Annotated in this window: 17 protein-coding genes; 9 read left to right on the forward strand and 8 right to left on the reverse strand. The window is 39.0% G+C overall.

Annotation, left to right across the window (positions count from 1 at the left end):
• Positions 1-14: 14 nt before the first annotated feature.
• Positions 15-260, reverse strand: coding sequence for a SlyX family protein (locus IRT38_RS16340; RefSeq protein WP_194598271.1), 246 nt, complete (start codon positions 258-260; stop codon positions 15-17).
• 32 nt (positions 261-292) lie between these two features.
• Between IRT38_RS16340 and IRT38_RS16345 the strand changes: the two genes are divergently transcribed.
• Positions 293-2,206, forward strand: a complete 1,914-nt coding sequence (locus tag IRT38_RS16345; protein ID WP_194598272.1) for an ATP-binding cassette domain-containing protein — start codon at positions 293-295, stop codon at positions 2,204-2,206.
• A 53-nt stretch (positions 2,207-2,259) separates the two neighbouring features.
• Here IRT38_RS16345 and IRT38_RS16350 read toward each other — a convergent pair whose 3' ends face one another.
• Positions 2,260-2,802: a DUF4334 domain-containing protein gene (locus IRT38_RS16350; protein WP_112986901.1), complete on the reverse strand. Its 543-nt coding sequence runs from the start codon at positions 2,800-2,802 to the stop codon at positions 2,260-2,262.
• 206 nt (positions 2,803-3,008) lie between these two features.
• Here IRT38_RS16350 and IRT38_RS16355 point away from each other — a divergent pair, with 206 nt between their 5' ends.
• Positions 3,009-3,944, forward strand: coding sequence for a lauroyl acyltransferase (locus tag IRT38_RS16355; protein WP_112986885.1), 936 nt, complete (start codon positions 3,009-3,011; stop codon positions 3,942-3,944).
• Between the two features lie 275 nt (positions 3,945-4,219).
• On the opposite strand, the gene IRT38_RS16360 is transcribed toward IRT38_RS16355, so the two are convergent.
• Positions 4,220-5,329, reverse strand: coding sequence for an endonuclease/exonuclease/phosphatase family protein (locus tag IRT38_RS16360; RefSeq protein WP_194598300.1), 1,110 nt, complete (start codon positions 5,327-5,329; stop codon positions 4,220-4,222).
• 189 nt (positions 5,330-5,518) lie between these two features.
• Here IRT38_RS16360 and asd point away from each other — a divergent pair, with 189 nt between their 5' ends.
• The 5 genes from asd to truA all read left to right on the forward strand — a co-directional run bounded on the left by asd (position 5,519) and on the right by truA (position 11,405).
• A complete protein-coding gene (asd, locus tag IRT38_RS16365) occupies positions 5,519-6,637 on the forward strand; it encodes an aspartate-semialdehyde dehydrogenase (RefSeq protein WP_004916583.1) in 1,119 nt (372 codons plus the stop codon).
• Between the two features lie 140 nt (positions 6,638-6,777).
• Positions 6,778-8,208 carry a FimV family protein gene (locus IRT38_RS16370; RefSeq protein WP_194598273.1) on the forward strand — a complete coding sequence of 477 codons (1,431 nt, stop codon included), beginning with the start codon at positions 6,778-6,780 and terminating at the stop codon, positions 8,206-8,208.
• Positions 8,209-8,271: 63 nt separating this feature from the next.
• A complete protein-coding gene (locus IRT38_RS16375) occupies positions 8,272-9,579 on the forward strand; it encodes a FimV domain-containing protein (protein ID WP_194598274.1) in 1,308 nt (435 codons plus the stop codon).
• Positions 9,580-9,623: 44 nt separating this feature from the next.
• Positions 9,624-10,592: an asparaginase gene (locus tag IRT38_RS16380; RefSeq protein ID WP_194598275.1), complete on the forward strand. Its 969-nt coding sequence runs from the start codon at positions 9,624-9,626 to the stop codon at positions 10,590-10,592.
• A gap of 15 nt (positions 10,593-10,607) precedes the next feature.
• A complete protein-coding gene (gene truA, locus IRT38_RS16385) occupies positions 10,608-11,405 on the forward strand; it encodes a tRNA pseudouridine(38-40) synthase TruA (protein ID WP_194598276.1) in 798 nt (265 codons plus the stop codon).
• A gap of 41 nt (positions 11,406-11,446) precedes the next feature.
• On the opposite strand, the gene IRT38_RS16390 is transcribed toward truA, so the two are convergent.
• Complete coding sequence (locus IRT38_RS16390) at positions 11,447-12,454, reverse strand: AraC family transcriptional regulator (RefSeq protein ID WP_112986881.1); 1,008 nt, start codon at positions 12,452-12,454, stop codon at positions 11,447-11,449.
• Between the two features lie 230 nt (positions 12,455-12,684).
• On the opposite strand from IRT38_RS16390, the gene infA reads away from it, so the two are divergent.
• Positions 12,685-12,906, forward strand: coding sequence for a translation initiation factor IF-1 (infA, locus tag IRT38_RS16395; protein WP_001284370.1), 222 nt, complete (start codon positions 12,685-12,687; stop codon positions 12,904-12,906).
• A 59-nt stretch (positions 12,907-12,965) separates the two neighbouring features.
• On the opposite strand, the gene IRT38_RS16400 is transcribed toward infA, so the two are convergent.
• Positions 12,966-13,337 (reverse strand): lysozyme inhibitor LprI family protein, encoded by a 372-nt coding sequence (locus tag IRT38_RS16400; RefSeq protein WP_112986880.1) that lies wholly within the window; start codon positions 13,335-13,337, stop codon positions 12,966-12,968.
• 156 nt (positions 13,338-13,493) lie between these two features.
• Between IRT38_RS16400 and IRT38_RS16405 the strand changes: the two genes are divergently transcribed.
• Positions 13,494-13,901, forward strand: a complete 408-nt coding sequence (locus IRT38_RS16405; protein ID WP_112986879.1) for a hypothetical protein — start codon at positions 13,494-13,496, stop codon at positions 13,899-13,901.
• Positions 13,902-13,961: 60 nt separating this feature from the next.
• On the opposite strand, the gene leuB is transcribed toward IRT38_RS16405, so the two are convergent.
• The 3 genes from leuB to leuD all read right to left on the reverse strand — a co-directional run bounded on the left by leuB (position 13,962) and on the right by leuD (position 16,460).
• On the reverse strand, positions 13,962-15,041 hold the full coding sequence (leuB, locus tag IRT38_RS16410; RefSeq protein ID WP_112986878.1) for a 3-isopropylmalate dehydrogenase: 1,080 nt from the start codon (positions 15,039-15,041) through the stop codon (positions 13,962-13,964).
• A gap of 45 nt (positions 15,042-15,086) precedes the next feature.
• Positions 15,087-15,662 (reverse strand): hypothetical protein, encoded by a 576-nt coding sequence (locus IRT38_RS16415; RefSeq protein WP_112986877.1) that lies wholly within the window; start codon positions 15,660-15,662, stop codon positions 15,087-15,089.
• 147 nt (positions 15,663-15,809) lie between these two features.
• Positions 15,810-16,460: a 3-isopropylmalate dehydratase small subunit gene (gene leuD / locus IRT38_RS16420; RefSeq protein ID WP_004958794.1), complete on the reverse strand. Its 651-nt coding sequence runs from the start codon at positions 16,458-16,460 to the stop codon at positions 15,810-15,812.
• Between the last annotated feature and the right edge of the window lie 5 nt (positions 16,461-16,465).

Raw genomic sequence — 16,465 nt, forward strand, 5'->3', positions numbered from 1 at the left:
TAAGATTTATTTTATCAATAATGCGGTGGTTTGTTACTCATTGGATCAAACGGTGCAATTCCTTCTGACAAGTCTGAAGACTCAACGCGTTGGTATAAAAGCTGCATTTGTTTCTTCAAAACTGCTATTTCTTGTGTCTGAATTGCGAGCTGTTGATTGAGTTGCTCAACTAAATCGTCTAAAAATGCAATTCGCACTTGCAAATCTTCAATGGGTGCGGACAATGACGCGTGATCATCAAAATTTTGTTGTTTACTCATTTCAGACCTCATCTGAGCTTTTAGGAAACATTATGGCCTATATTACTTTAAGGGATGTCCATCTCGCATTTGGCGGACCAGCCCTACTCGACGGCGCGAACTTTAACCTAGAACGTGGTGAACGAGTCTGTTTAATCGGTCGTAATGGTGAAGGTAAGTCTACTTTACTTAAACTGATTGAGGGAAGCTTATTACCCGATAGTGGTGAAGTTTCGATTCAAAATGGCTTAACCGTTTCTATGTTAGCCCAAGATGTTCCAATGGATTCAGGCAAAGTTGCCGACATTGTGGCGGATGGTGCGGGTGAAGCCGCAAGTGTCTTAAAAGAATATCATGAGGCAAGTGATGCTTGTGTGCTAGGTGATATGGATGCCTGCGACCGTATGGGTATGCTGCAGCATAAGCTAGATCAGTTAGATGGCTGGGCATTAGAAAATAAAGTAAATACCATTTTGGGTAAAATGGGACTCGACCCAAATGCAGATTTGGGTGACCTATCAGGTGGTCGTAAACGTCGTGTACTACTGGCGCGCGCGCTACTCACTCAACCAGATGTTTTATTACTCGACGAACCGACCAACCATTTGGATGTGGAAAGTATTGAATGGTTAGAAAAATTCCTATTAGATCAAAACAATCTCACGCTTTTATTTATCTCACATGACCGTTCATTTGTAGATAGTATTGCGACCCGTATTGTTGAACTTGATCGTGGTATTCTGCGTGGCTATGAAGGTAACTATTCACGTTACTTAGAACTTAAAGCTCAGCAAATGGAAGCTGAAGAAAAACAGAATGCTTTATTTGATAAAAAACTTGCTGAAGAAGAAGCTTGGATTCGCCAAGGCATCAAAGCACGTCGTACCCGTAATGAAGGTCGTGTTCGTGCTTTAAAAGCTTTGCGTGAAGAATCTAAAGCTCGTCGCTTCCAACAAGGCAAAGTTAGCATGGCGACACAAGAGGCTAACCGTTCAGGTAAGCTGGTCTTTGAGATAGAGAACTTAAGTGTTAGCTATGATAGTAAACCACTCATTAAAGATTTCTCTGCAATCGTATTACGTGGTGATCGTATCGGTTTAGTCGGTGATAATGGTGTCGGAAAAACCACACTCATCAAAGCGATTCTAGGTGAAATCCAACACGGCGGTTCGGTTAAAACGGGTACACAACTCGAAGTTGCTTATTTCGATCAACTTCGTAATGCACTCGACCTCGAAAAAACCGTTATGGCGAACGTGTCGGAAGGCTCAGACTTTGTCGATGTGAATGGTAACCGTCGTCATATCTATAGTTATTTACAAGACTTTTTATTCTCACCTGAACGTGCACGTACACCTGTGAAAGCTCTTTCTGGTGGTGAGCGTAACCGAATTCTGTTGGCAAAACTTCTACTCAAACCATCAAACTTAATTGTTATGGATGAGCCAACCAATGATTTGGATATGGTGACACTTGAGTTGCTTGAAGAAATGTTGTCTGAATATAAAGGCACTTTGTTACTCATCTCGCATGACCGTGCATTTATGGACAACGTCGTCACCTCAACTTGGGTGTTCGATGGAAAAGGTAATATTGATGAATATATTGGTGGTTACCAAGACTACTTGGAGCAACGACCAGATCAGAAAGTCGTTGATCAAAAGAGTGATGTAAAAAAGGCACAAGCCAAGGCTGAAGCTGCTGCATTGGCTGCCGCAACTCCAACGCCAAAGAAAGTGAAGCTAAGCTATAAAGATCAACGCGAACTTGAGCAACTTCCTGCTGAAATTGAGAAATTAGAAGCAGAACAAACTGAACTCTCAGAAAAACTAGCGGATGGTTCATGGTTTGTTTCTGACGCGAATGCAGCGACTTTAGCCAGTCAACGCTTAGCTGAAATTGATGAGTTATTGCTTGAAAAATTAGAGCGTTGGGATGTATTAGAAAATCTTAGCAAAGGTTCATAATTCATTTCACAAGCCCAATCTTCAGGATATTACATAATAATTTGAAGATTGGGCTATTCCCATAGATGTTTACTTCCCTCATCTCGTATAAGAATAAAAAAATAAGGCTGAGCTTGATCTTTTAAATCCATCCACCCAAGCACTGTATTTTGATCAATACGCCTAAATACATCATTAATCGGTTTTTCATCATAAATCATGGTGGCAGATGATTTACCTCTAAACTCAATCATCCTTAATCTTGCTTTACTTTTATCTGTTTTGAGTAATCTCAATCCTCTCACCAGATACTTACTCTTACTTTTTAAAAAGCTAAAATCTAAACCTAATGGCAACCATTTCGGATCAATACTAAATAAGTTGGAACTTTTTGGGTTCAGTAAAACCAGTGGAAATACTGTTTCATCATCTATAAATTTTTTCCCGTACCAATTTGCTTTATCCAACAGACCATTCATTGGATGACTAGTGATGACTTCCAAACCTTTCCATTGACCATGCATAAACTCGCAATCAACACTCTCTAAATGATCAAAATAATTCATCATTTCCTGAGTATCCATTTTCTTGCCATCAAATATTTCTGAAATATTCATCTGTCTTTTTACCTTAATTATTTTAGCTATCCCTACAATCAATCTATTAAATAACTGTTTTTTTATACAGCACTTCAATAGAGTAAAAATCAACCACCATTCTATGATTTTTATTGTAAATACAACAAACCTCCTAGAACAATTATTAGAAAAGCAACTTCGTGTTACACTTCGCAAAAATTCAACTTATTTACGCATCTAAGTATATGAGCCAACAACAGTCTTATATTCCTGGCGAATTTCGATGGGAATTTTTACTTCCAAAATACTGGAAAATTTGGATCGCCATTATTTTCCTTATGCTTTTGGCTATTCTGCCTTGGGCAATTCAATGGCGCTTAGCACATGGACTAGCAGCATTATGTTGGTATCTATTAAAATCGCGTCGTAAAACCACGCTAAAAAATTTAGAAGTTTGTTTTCCTGAATGGTCGCCTGCCGAAGTTGAAGCTCAAGCCAAACAGGTGTTTGTCGACATGATGTTAGGTGTGTTTGAAACTCTAAATGCGTGGTATTGCCCACATTGGTTTAAAGGTCGACATACCATAGAAGGCTTAGAGCATATCCTTGATGCCAAAGCCGAAGGTAAAGGCATATTGTTACTCGGCACACACAGTACCTTGCTTGATGCGGGTGGTTATATTTGTGCTCAATACTTTGAACCCGATGTTGTTTATCGACCACAGAATAATCCAATGTTGGACATGTTGATTTATCGTTGTCGAGCGACTATTTATCAACAACAAATTGATCATGATGATATGCGAGGCTTAGTACGTCGTTTAAAAGATGGCGGTGCTATTTGGTACAGCCCCGATCAAGATTTTGGTTTAAAACAAGGTGTGATGGCTCCCTTTTTTGGTGTGCCTGCTGCAACCGTGACTGCGCATCGTCGTTTATTAAAAATCTCTAAGTCCGTTGCAATTCCATTGTATTTTTACCGTTATGGTGATATCCACAATCCACAATATAAAGTACTCATCGAACCAATCGTCGAAAATATGCCAAGTGAAGATGAAGTAGATGATGCGATTCGTGTAAATAAAATTATTGAGGCTCAACTACGTATTGCACCGACACAATGGATGTGGTTTCACCGTAGATTCAAAACTCGAGCAGAAGGTTACGAAAAAATCTATTAGAAAAAATTAAAACCCGAGTTTCGCATCCTGCAAAACTCGGGCAAATGAGGTTGTGCTCTCAGATCTTTGTTATTATCTTGCTTCCGTAGCAGGCATCATATCCATAATGCATTTTCCATCTCAGCGTCGCTATCCTTAAACGGAAATCCATTCCTGCGTCCATGTGCTGATGTATTTAGAATAAATCTTTTGATCAAACTCGACTATTCGCCGTAGACTTAAATCAATGTACGATATTGCTTACATCACGATATTTGCCATTTCATTCTATTGAATCACTTATAAGGCTGAGCCAATTCATCAACAACTTGCTTGTGCTCTTGTTCTGCTTTTTCTATACCATCCCGAATCGCTTCTTGAGCCTCTCGTTCATCTTCAGCGCTTTGTTCTAGTTCTTCCTGCTGTTGCTCAAAAATACGACCCGTCTGTAAAACGACATAAATTGGAAAATGATCAGAACCTATATGAGATAAACGTTTCATTTCCACTAAGCCAAAGTCAGTACTATGAAAGATATGGTCTAAAGACCAACGTAAAAGTCGATAATCTGCGTGAAAAGTATTCATGAAATAGCGACCTACCCGTGGATCTAGCAAACCACTGATTCGTTGAAATAATCGCGTGGTGCGTGACCATGCCACATCATTAAGATCCCCCATGACAATACAACTTTCATCCAAATCTTTTATTCGATCGCCAATAATTAAAAGCTCGGCATCTCTTAAAGTTGAATCTTTAGCTTCAGTTGGGCTTGGTGGTTTAGGGTGTAAACAATATAACTGTACTTGGATACCTGAACGTAATGTTACCGAAGCGTGTATAGATGGAATTTCATCACTTAAGATAAATTTCACTTCTGTATCGTGCAATGGCAAGCGGCTATATAGATGCATACCATATAAGTTATCTAAAGGTACGGGCACGCGATAAGGATAATCTTGTTCAATGTGAACTAACGCATTTTGCCAACTTGAATCTGACTCTAATGTCAGCACAACATCAGGTTTTAGTGTGTCTATATGCTCAAGCAATAGATGATATTTATCATTTGGCGTCAACACATTGGCAACCAGCAATGAGATTTGCTGGTTTTCATTGATTTGCTCAGGCTTAACTTTTTGAACTTGTTTTTTCCAAATCGGGGTATATGGAAGAACCATTTTCAACTGATAAGCGATTGCTGCGACCAGTCCAACAAACAGCAACTCGGTAGTCAAGGTCCATTTGGGAATAGCAAATAACATTGCAAAAAAGGAGAAGAGACCGAGTGCCAGAATCTGTAAGCGCGGAAAGTCTGCACCTCTAAACCACCACTCATCTCTGGGGATTAATGACCAAAACGAAAGCCATATAACCAATACTGCACAAATCTGAATCCATATCATGTTCATTTTTCTCGAGGGGATGTCTTAGATTCTCAATAAAGTTATGGCTTTATCAATTTTCCATCTAATACAAACAAATTATTTCACTCAATTAAATTATCGTTTTATTTACGTAAAGCTTGCAGTTGTGGTCGCTTTTGATACACTCAAACCCCTTAAAAGTTTTTTGAAATACCGAGGCACAATGACATGAAAGTAGGTCTGGTCGGTTGGCGTGGGATGGTGGGTTCTGTCCTTATGCAACGTATGGTTGAAGAGAATGATTTTGCTCATATTGAGCCATTCTATTTTTCTACCAGTAATGCAGGTGGCGAAGCGCCTTCATTTGGTGGTAAGACTGCCCCAGCACTTATGGATGCTTCAGACATTAAGAGTCTGAAACAAATGGATGTCATTTTAACCTGCCAAGGTGGTGACTATACCTCTGATGTATTCCCAAAACTTAAAGCAGAAGGTTGGGATGGTTATTGGATTGATGCTGCGTCTACCCTTCGTATGGCGGATGATGCAATCATCGTACTTGATCCAGTAAACTTAAATGTGATTAAAGATGGTTTAGTCAACGGAACAAAAACTTTCGTTGGTGGCAACTGTACAGTTTCACTTATGTTGATGGGTTTAGGCTCTCTGTTCCAAAATAATTTAGTGGAATGGGCAACTTCGATGACTTATCAAGCAGCTTCTGGTGCTGGTGCGCAAAACATGCGTGAACTCATCACGGGTATGGGCTATTTGTACAACAATACTAAAGAATTACTAGATGATCCAAAATCTGCGATTCTTGATATTGATCGTCAAATTGCTGACTTACAACGTGGTGAAGGTTTCCCTAAAGCAAACTTTGGCGTGCCACTCGCTGGTTCATTGATTCCATACATCGACAAACAACTCGAAAGTGGTCAATCAAAAGAAGAATGGAAAGGCCAAGTTGAAACCAACAAAATCTTGGGTAATCAACAAATCGTTCCAATTGATGGTCACTGTGTTCGTATCGGTGCAATGCGTTGCCACTCACAAGCAATCACTTTAAAGTTGAAAAAAGATGTTGCGCTTGATGAGATTGAAGACATGATTCGTAACTCTAGCCAATGGGCTAAAGTGGTTCCAAATACTCGTGAAGCTTCAATGACTGACCTGACGCCTGTTGCAGTAACAGGCACTTTAACTGTTCCTGTAGGTCGTTTACGCAAGCTAAATATGGGTAAAGAATATTTAGGTGCATTTACAGTAGGCGATCAGCTACTTTGGGGTGCTGCTGAACCTTTACGACGTATGCTTCGTATTTTAGTTGAATACAAGAACGCTTAAGCAAAAACACCTAAAAATCAAAAGCCGATCACACTTGATCGGCTTTTTTATGTTTTCACTTTTGAAGAATTTACAATTCATTTACATCACGTTAATGTATACTTTTACACGACTATAACATCACTTTTTCATGGATCGAGATGACTGTTTATAACAAATTAAAAATTGCCATTTTAGCCATATTTTCTTCGCAAAATCTTTACGCAATTACACTCGATCCGTTGCAAGTTCAATCTGCGCCTGGGGAATTACTTTACGCTGAGATGAGTTTTCATCAAGCAGACACGAACTCAAAACTAGAAGTGAGCTTAGCTACGCCTGAAGATTTAATGATGATTGGCGCAGCACACCAACCACCGTCTGGTTTAAATTTTTTTACAAGACGCAATAGCCAAGGCGAAGGAACGATTGTTATTACTTCCACACGCCCAATGACTGCAGCTGAATTAAATATTATTTTAAAAATTCAGGAAGGTAGCGCATCACATTTAAAACATATCCGACAGCCTATTCGTAGATCTGTTGATCCTGTTTTAGCTAAATCAATTGCCGAAAAACCGCTTACACCTAAGTTTATTGTGAGTGAAAAAGATATCGCATTAAACTTACCAGTGAGTACTCGATTTAATGCCAATGCGTCTGCGTCAAAAGAGCAAAGTTTAAAACAAGAAACTTTGCTGAATGCACCATATAAACTTCCTCCTGTTTTAAATAATGATGATTCTTCAGCAAATGCTGCTGCTATTTCAATTGCACCACAACCAAGTGCGCAACCAAATACGGTACAACAAACTGCCTCAGCAAATAATAACATCAATGCTGAACAAGTTGCTCAAGCTCCTGCACCTTCAAAAGTCGTTGAGTCTTCGCAAACACCACAGACGGATCTCAATAGTGAAAAAACGATTGCTCGTCAGGACATGAAAAAGGTAGAAACAACACCAACTCAACAAAAAGCTCAACAACCTAACAAAACTCAGCAGGCAAAAGTCAAAGCACCTGAGCAGAAAAAACTAAATTCTGAAAAAACCCAACAACACGTAGTTCAACGCAATGAGTCTCTGTGGAGTATTGCACAGCAAATCGCAAGTCAGACTCAACAGCCAGTAACACAAGTCATGTCTCAAATTAAAAAACAAAACGAACATGCATTTATTGGGGGTAATCAAAATAGAATACGCCAAGGTTCACGTTTAAACTTTAATCTAAGCAATATTCCAAGTCGTCCAGCACAAAATACTAATCAGCTTGCAGCACAAACCACAACTGCACCTAATGGACGTACCAAATACCGTTTGCAACAAGCTGAAATGTCTTTAGTTGCCGAGAGTAATCAAGATTCCAGCACAGGAAGTGCGAAGAAGGACACATTACAACAAAAAACCAGTGCTGACTTATCATTAAAAGTTATGACAGCAAGGGAAAAAACCGTTACATTACAACGAAACGTGACTCAGTTAGAGTTGGCATTGCGTCAAAAGGAACAGCGTATCCAGCTATTAAATGCTCGACTGGCTGAATTACAAGAGCAACTAAAAGCTCAACAGGAAACTAAAAAGCCAACACGCTAGGTTACGAGAAGATTCTCATAAATTTACACTAAAAGCTGCTCTAATCTTTAAGGGGTGAAGATCATGTCAACTATCATCATTGTATTGTTAGTTATTGTATTAGTCGTTGCGATCGTTTTAAAAAAACGTGCTGACAATGAAAATACAGCAACTCCTAAAAAAGGAGGTGCAGCCAAACCTCAAAAGAAAGCAGCATCAAAAAAAGTTGCGACCAAATCAACACCTATTGCTGAAGTCGAAACACTACAACAGACAAATAAAGTTCAAGCCAGTACACCTGTACCAACACAACTGAAAGAAAAGATTGAGCAACTTATTCTTGCTAATAACTTCCAAGCTGCTGAAGCTCAAATCAATCAGGCACTTAAAACAGATGATTCTCAGCATGACTTGTATATCTTATTGTTAGATCTTCACATCGCTCAAAAAGATGATTTTGCAATTAATCAGTTGATTAAACATTTACAAGATTTAGAACTAAATTCACTGATCCAAACTGCACTGGACAAGAAAAAAGAATACGAAACCAATAAACCTTCAGATGCTTTAGAATTTCATTCTAGCAAAGGTCATTTTGGTCAAACATCAACTATTACCGAAACTCCTGTACAAGATAATTCAGCAGATTTTGATGCATTGGTTGCTTCACCTAGCCCAGCTCAATCATTTGATCAACTGCAAACCGAAGTTACACCGTCTCCAGTCGAAGAGCCAAAAATAGAAGCTGAACCTACTCCTGAAGTTAAACCTTTAGATTTTAGTTTTTCTTTTGAACAAAAAGAAACTGCTGAACCTGCAATAGAAATTGAAACCAAATCCTCGCCTGAACCTGAATTAACAGAATCAAAAGATCAAGCCCCTCTTGAATTTTCTTTCAACCTCGAACCTACAACCTCACCTACTGTCACTGAACAGGAAGTCAAAGTTGAAGAAACCAAATCTGGTCTAGATTTTAGTTTTGCTGATCTTGAACTAAAAACACCTGAACCTGAAACAAAAACTGAAGCACCAATTCATTTAGATTTAGACTTCAATCAACCTGAAGTTAAGCTTGAAGAACAGCCAGTCTTTGACAAAACGGCATTTACATTTGAGATTAACGAACCGACAACGGCTGAAGAAACTCAACCTGAACTCATAACACCAGTCTCTCAAACAGCACCTGCTCTTTCAACTAACGATCCTTTAATGCAATCTTTTCCAGATTTGCAAACTATGGACGAAGCTCAACTTAATCTTGATCTAGCAGAACAATATATTGAATTAGGTGCTTATGAATCTGCGCGAGTTATATTGCAGACCAATCAATCACTTTTTAATCAAGATCAACAACAATACGTAGAAAAGTTACTGAATAAAATAGCTTCCTAAATTTGATCAGTCTAATATAAGCAGTCTCTCGGACTGCTTTTTTTATGATGAAAAAAATTGCTTTGATCTACATGGGTGGTACGTTTGGCTGTGTCGGTAATCCGTTAATGCCAATGCCTGAAAATGAGTTTATTCCCTTACTTAAAAAAGTCATTCCACCCCATCTTGACGTTGATTGTTTTGCAGCACCTAGTATAAAAGACAGTAGTGCTTGTACGGCTGTAGATTGGCTGAAGCTTATTCAGCAAATTCAAGACCTTCAACTCAAAAACTATCAACATTTTGTCATCATTCATGGCACTGACACGCTCAGTTATGCGGCAGCGACACTTGCACGTTTCTTGGGACAGTCATCTCATATTATGATTACGGGTAGTCAATATCCTCTACTAAATATTGAAGGGAATGACACTCGAGAATTTACTGATGCTCTCGGGAATCTAAATTTAGCACTTGAGCAGGTACTTAGCCTTCCTGTCGGTACATATTTAGCATTTCATCAACATATTTTCCATGCGCAAACTGTTCTCAAAGTACATACGACTGAATTAGATGCTTTTGCAGGCATTGATGCACATCAATCATGCCAAACTTCTATCGAAAATTTTATTGTTCAAGCTGAACATATAGAACGTGCCTCCTCATTAACAGTACTGAATTTAATGTTGCAGCCAATCGCAAAAGAACAACTTGCTGCTCAACTCGAAAATTTAATTAAAAACCCACCACACTTCTTGATATTACAAGGGTTTGGAACAGGAAATATTGCAACCAATTCCGAATTATTGAATTTATTCGAAGCATTATATGAACGAGGTTGTGTTGTCATTATTAGCTCACAAGTGGTGTTTGGTAAACTTGATCAACGATACGCTGTGAGTTCTTGGATAGAAAATGCCAAAGTATTAATCAATGATTGTCATAGTCATGCGGATTTATATGCAAAAGCATTGCAAATGTATTTAAAATACCCGACTCATGTTCAATGGTTTGAACATTGGAATACACACTAAGATTGAGGTTTAAGCATGCAACGTTACGCGATCGGTATTGAATTTTGTGGTACTCAATACCGTGGTTGGCAAACTCAACAAGCAGGCGTTGTAAGTGTGCAAGAAACCATCGAAAAGGTACTCAGTAAAATCGCCGACCACCCTGTCACGCTTCATGCTGCTGGGCGGACTGATGCTGGCGTTCATGCAACCAATATGGTCGCACATTTCGATACCACGGCCATTCGTCCCGAACGTGGATGGCTTATGGGAGCAAATAGCCAACTCCCAAAAGACATTTCTATTCAGTGGATCAAATGCATGGATGAAAATTTTCATGCACGTTTTAAAGCAATGGCTCGTCGTTATCGTTATGTAGTATACAACGCCCCCACTCGTCCTGCTTTACTCCACAAGCAAGTCACCCATCTACACCAAGAATTAGATGTGCAAAAAATGATTAAAGCTGCTGCGAAATTTGAAGGCACTCACAATTTTGAGTCATTCAGAGCTGCCGCATGCCAATCCAATCAACCTGTACGACATGTAAAGCATTGTCGTTTATTTGAACATGGTCGCTATTTAGTTTTAGATATTCAAGCCGATGGTTTCTTACACCACATGGTTCGAAATATCATGGGGTGCTTACTTGAGATCGGGCAAGGAATGTATGAGATTGACCATATAGACTCGATGTTTGCTGCCGAAGATCGTCGCGCAGCAGGGATTACTGCTCCCGCAGATGGTCTATATTTTATCCAATCTTATTACCCAGATCAGTTTGATTTACCTCAGCTGCCTCTCGGACCTCACTGGTTAAATCTACCCGAATAAAAAAAAGCCCTCTTCTTGAGGGTTTTTCCTGATGTAAAAGATTAACGCTGTTTTCTTTTACGATACTCAACAGGGGTTTCATTCGTCCAGCGTTTGAATGCACGATAGAATGTACTTGGTTCTGAAAAGCCCGTTAAATAAACAATTCTTTCAACACTTTCATTGGTATTTGCCAAAAGTTTTTTCGCCAAACGACAACGATAATCGGAGAGGATTTGCTGAAAACTGGTATTCGCCTCGCTAAGCTGAGTTCTTAAACGACGCGGTGTAATGTTGAGCTGGGCTGCAACGGTTTCTAAAGTTGTCTCACCGCTTTCTAATGTTGAGCCAATTGCACGACGTACTTCACCCACCAGATCATAGCGAGCTAATTCTTGTAACTTCTCAATCGCAAGTTGCTCGTGTAGTTGTAATAATTCTGGTTCGGCCTGCCATAGTGGATAATCAAGCACAGCCATATCAAAATAAAGACGTGTTTCTTTCTGACCTAAACTGACAGGGCAGCCATACACTCTGAAATACTCATCATCATCAGCGCCTTCATTGAAATTGAAATCAATGAAGATCGGATGAAATTGTCCTTCGGTAATGAACTTGAAGAAGCGCAAAATACCTGACATCGCACATTCAGAAAAATGACGATTGACTAAATTATCAGGCCAATATTGTTCACCATTGCTTAAATAGCAACGACCATCTTCTATGACTAACTTCGCATCAAACGCATCACTTATCAGACGTTGATAGGCTAAGGCACGCTTAAGCCCTTCACCAAACGTTTCACTACTGATAAATAAGTGTTCAATGACTTGACCACGATATAATGGAAGATGCTCACCTAAATGCAGACCAATATCTGGATCATTACTCACTTCCTGTGCTGCGATCCAAAATGCATTTTGAGCACTTAAAGGGGTTCTGGCATTGGTATCAACTTGATTTAGAGCAACACCTGCTTTTGTTAAAATCTCTTCAGTTGGTAATCCTGCTTTACGAATTGCCTGATAACCAAAGCGCAATACAACCGATGCATCTGTTAACTGACCCACGCAGTGCCCTTCCCTGTAGATACTTTATTATGACAATAAGCGATGATTTTAGATTAACGTTGATTGACCAAACTGACAACACTATTATGCTTCTTTTGTTAAAAAAAAATACAGATTGTTAGACAGTTTTCTCAAAATAAACGTTGCAGCCTTTGCTAAGCCAGCGTCTTGTAAATTTTAAATAAATTGACTATAATTTGCGCCTTTCCAATTTGATCATCAGGTAGGCCATGGCCAATAAAGAGGAACTCATTGAGTTCGAAGGCGTTGTCACCGAAACGCTTCCTAATACGATGTTCCGTGTACGTTTAGAAAACGGTCACGAAGTTATTGCTCACATTTCTGGTAAAATGCGTAAACACTATATCCGTATTTTAACAGGTGACAGTGTTAAAGTTGAAATGACACCTTATGACTTAACTAAGGGTCGTATCACGTACCGTGCACGCTAAGATTAGTGAATGCAAAAAAGCCACATGATTTGTGGCTTTTTTTATATCTATAAATTGCGCTATTCACTCAAACGTGTAGTTTTACAGCCTACTGTCTCACATTCACGTAAACGCTCTAATAGCCAATGATTGCGCTCTTGTGTCGTTGATAAGCGACATTGTACATCTACAGAAACTTGCTGATCATCAGTACATTCAGCATCTCTATAGCGAATCCAAGCAAGTTGTGACTTTTTCAAAATTTTTTGTTGTGTTTCATCTAATTTCTGACGTAATTGCTGGTAGTTCTTATTCAAATCTGCATCAGCACTCGCATAAATTTTATTGGTACAGTAAATATCATCATAGGTATTCCGAGCTTTATCACAATTATTTGCCATCGCGAATGTTGATGCCACCCCCAAAATTAAACCTAAGATGATCTTATGCATGAGTTCTTTCCAAACAATTTATTATCCAAATATCTAAGCATATTTCGCAAGAATTGAACATTGCCGACCGATAGACGAGTTTGTATATTTTTGTTTAATGGTTTTAAATAGATAGATGATCATTCATTTAAATACTTGCTCAATAAAGGATGACTTATGCAGTATTACAAGGTATGGATATTAGCAGTATTTATTTTATTACAAGCATGTACCACACCAAATTGGAGATCGGTACAGCTTCAAGATTATTTACAACCCTATATCGGTCAACCAGCAAGCAACATTCAACAAAACTTGAATCTTAGAGAGTTAGGTTTTCAAACATTGAAAGCACCTAAAAAAACCGATGAATATTTAATATTTACGGTGCTACGTCCAATCAATATTCCTGTGCCTATGACACAAAGCATAGGTGGAATAGGACCAACCATGACTGGTACTCGATTAGGATCAATAACAACTAGTCAGCAATCTTATGATGTTAATTTTTACTGTCATATTATTTTTGAATTAGATCAGCAACAAATTGCTCGTTCAATACGTTATGAAGGTAAGGCGTGCTAGCAAAAATTTGCAATAAAAAACGTAGCGCAAGCTACGTTTTCTATTGAGTTCGATACCGAATTAGTTGAGCGCCGAAACTACAGCCTCACCCATCGCATCTGTTCCAACTTTTGTCATCCCTTCAGACATAATATCTGCTGTACGTAGGCCTTGATCTAAAACTTGACCTACAGCATCTTCTATTGCTTTCGCAGCAGCTTCTTCACGGAATGTGTAACGCAACATCATTGCAACTGAGAGCACTGTTGCAAGCGGATTCGCAACATTTTGACCTGCGATATCAGGTGCTGAACCATGACATGGTTCGTACATCCCCTTACCATTTTCATCTAAAGATGCTGATGGCAACATCCCGATCGAACCAGTAAGCATAGCGGCTTCGTCAGACAAGATATCACCAAATAAATTACCAGTCACAATAACATCAAACTGTTTAGGAGCACGTACCAATTGCATTGCAGCATTATCAACATACATATGAGACAGTTGAATATTTGAATACTGCGCTTGCTGTAAATCAGTGACGGTTTGCTTCCACAATTCAGTGACTTCAAGCACATTAGCTTTATCTACTGAACAAACTTTACCACCACGTAATCCAGCTAATTCGAATGCAACTTTAGCAATACGCTTAATTTCGCTTTCTGAATAAATATCGGTGTTATAACCTTGTTTCTCACCGTTTTCTAACTCACGGATACCACGAGGCTGACCAAAATAAATACCACCCGTTAATTCACGTACAATCAGAATATCTAAACCTGCAACGATTTCTGGTTTCAAGCTAGATGCATCTGCCAATTGTGGATACAAAATCGCTGGACGCAAGTTAGCAAATAAATTGAGTTCACTACGGATTTTTAACAAACCACGTTCAGGACGAATCGAACGCTCAATGCTATCCCACTTAGGACCGCCTACAGCACCCAACAAAATAGCATCTGCTTTTTTAGCCTGTTCACTTGTTACAGCTGGATATGGTTCACCATGTGCATCAATTGCAGAACCACCGAGCAATCCATGTTCCCATGTTAAACCTAAGTTAAATTTATCATTGACCTTAGTTAATACTTTTTCAGCTGCACCAACGATTTCAGGACCAATTCCATCACCCGCTAGAATTAAAATATGCTTAGACATCTATATTTCCAGTTTCATGTAAGCAGTTACGACACTGCACGTCGATTAAATTTTCTTTTCTACAAACTCACCCAATCCCGTACTGACATCAAATGGACGACAGAAACGGCGGATTGTTCGTTGCTCTTGTAGTAAATCCACACATAAAGGTTCAGGCACAGAGACTTTTAACAAGCTACCTGACTGATGTGCTCTATCTCGGTACATTTTGAAGGTATAGCGCTGGTTAGACTTAAACGCATGAATTACATGAAAAGTTTCAGCACGGTCAGGTGAAATAGGATAATAACGAATCACTACTTCATATTGTTTAGCAGGCACGCTGAGATAAACTTGTTGCTTGCGACTAAATACTGGACCATGTAACCGAACGATTCCTTTTTCCATTGCTTGTGAGCTAATACGACGTGATTTGGGATCCATCACGACAGTATCACCTAGTCGTTCAAACTCACAGTTATCGACACCTGAACAATATAAAGTTGCATTTTCCGCTTTGTCTTCTAGTGCATTTTGCGCAATACGAACTTGATCAACTACATTTGGTGCATTCTGACACGCAGTTAAAGTCGTACCGATAAATAAACACAGCAAACTACTGCGAGCGAGTTTTCTTTTCATTATTCAAGCCCAGTCCTCATTTCATGCAAACATGCAAGCAAATCGTATTCGCTAGCATGTTAACAAGAGTTCAATCACCGCGCTATGGTTATGTTCAAAATGTCTCCAAGACATCGCTTCATATTTACATTTAAATAATATAAATAGTTAGGCTTGGATCTCTTGAAACACCCATGGGCGTTGTTGTTTTGCCTTTTCTTCGTAACGACGAATATCATCGGCAGCTTGTAATGTTAAACCAATATCATCCAAACCATTTAATAAGCAGTGCTTACGGAATGGATCAATTTCAAACTTAAACGCCTCTCCATTCGGAGTACGTACTTCTTGTGCAGCTAAATCAATTGTAAGTTGATAAGCTTCTGTTTCAGCGCACTCTTTAAATAACTGATCAACAATCTCTTCAGACAAGATCACGGGCAACATGCCATTTTTGAAACAATTATTGAAGAAAATATCTGCAAAACTTGGCGCAATTACAGTACGGAAACCATATTCATTTAATGCCCAAGGCGCGTGTTCACGGCTAGAACCACAACCGAAATTAGTACGAGCCAATAGAATTGTTGAACCTTGATAGCGCGGTTTATTTAAAACAAAATCTGGATTCTTAGGACGTTTACTAATGTCCTGCCCCAAATAACCTTCGTCCAAATAACGCAACTCATCAAATAAGTTATCGCCAAAACCTGTGCGCTTAATTGACTTCAAAAACTGTTTTGGAATAATCAAATCCGTATCGACATTCGCACGATCTAAAGGTGCAACAATACCTTGTTCTACAGTGTATTTTTCCATGATTT

The organism is Acinetobacter sp. SK-43, assembly GCF_015351505.1.
GTDB lineage: Bacteria > Pseudomonadota > Gammaproteobacteria > Pseudomonadales > Moraxellaceae > Acinetobacter > Acinetobacter junii.

Bases quoted from the DNA above. Each gene is read 5' to 3' on its own strand.
- IRT38_RS16340 (WP_194598271.1), bottom strand. From the start codon at position 260: ATGAGTAAACAACAAAATTTTGATGATCACGCGTCATTGTCCGCACCC.
- IRT38_RS16345 (WP_194598272.1), top strand. From the start codon at position 293: ATGGCCTATATTACTTTAAGGGATGTCCATCTCGCATTTGGCGGACCA.
- IRT38_RS16350 (WP_112986901.1), bottom strand. From the start codon at position 2,802: ATGAATATTTCAGAAATATTTGATGGCAAGAAAATGGATACTCAGGAA.
- IRT38_RS16355 (WP_112986885.1), top strand. From the start codon at position 3,009: ATGAGCCAACAACAGTCTTATATTCCTGGCGAATTTCGATGGGAATTT.
- IRT38_RS16360 (WP_194598300.1), bottom strand. From the start codon at position 5,329: ATGATATGGATTCAGATTTGTGCAGTATTGGTTATATGGCTTTCGTTT.
- asd (WP_004916583.1), top strand. From the start codon at position 5,519: ATGAAAGTAGGTCTGGTCGGTTGGCGTGGGATGGTGGGTTCTGTCCTT.
- IRT38_RS16370 (WP_194598273.1), top strand. From the start codon at position 6,778: ATGACTGTTTATAACAAATTAAAAATTGCCATTTTAGCCATATTTTCT.
- IRT38_RS16375 (WP_194598274.1), top strand. From the start codon at position 8,272: ATGTCAACTATCATCATTGTATTGTTAGTTATTGTATTAGTCGTTGCG.
- IRT38_RS16380 (WP_194598275.1), top strand. From the start codon at position 9,624: ATGATGAAAAAAATTGCTTTGATCTACATGGGTGGTACGTTTGGCTGT.
- truA (WP_194598276.1), top strand. From the start codon at position 10,608: ATGCAACGTTACGCGATCGGTATTGAATTTTGTGGTACTCAATACCGT.
- infA (WP_001284370.1), top strand. From the start codon at position 12,685: ATGGCCAATAAAGAGGAACTCATTGAGTTCGAAGGCGTTGTCACCGAA.
- IRT38_RS16400 (WP_112986880.1), bottom strand. From the start codon at position 13,337: ATGCATAAGATCATCTTAGGTTTAATTTTGGGGGTGGCATCAACATTC.
- IRT38_RS16405 (WP_112986879.1), top strand. From the start codon at position 13,494: ATGCAGTATTACAAGGTATGGATATTAGCAGTATTTATTTTATTACAA.
- leuB (WP_112986878.1), bottom strand. From the start codon at position 15,041: ATGTCTAAGCATATTTTAATTCTAGCGGGTGATGGAATTGGTCCTGAA.
- IRT38_RS16415 (WP_112986877.1), bottom strand. From the start codon at position 15,662: ATGAAAAGAAAACTCGCTCGCAGTAGTTTGCTGTGTTTATTTATCGGT.
- leuD (WP_004958794.1), bottom strand. From the start codon at position 16,460: ATGGAAAAATACACTGTAGAACAAGGTATTGTTGCACCTTTAGATCGT.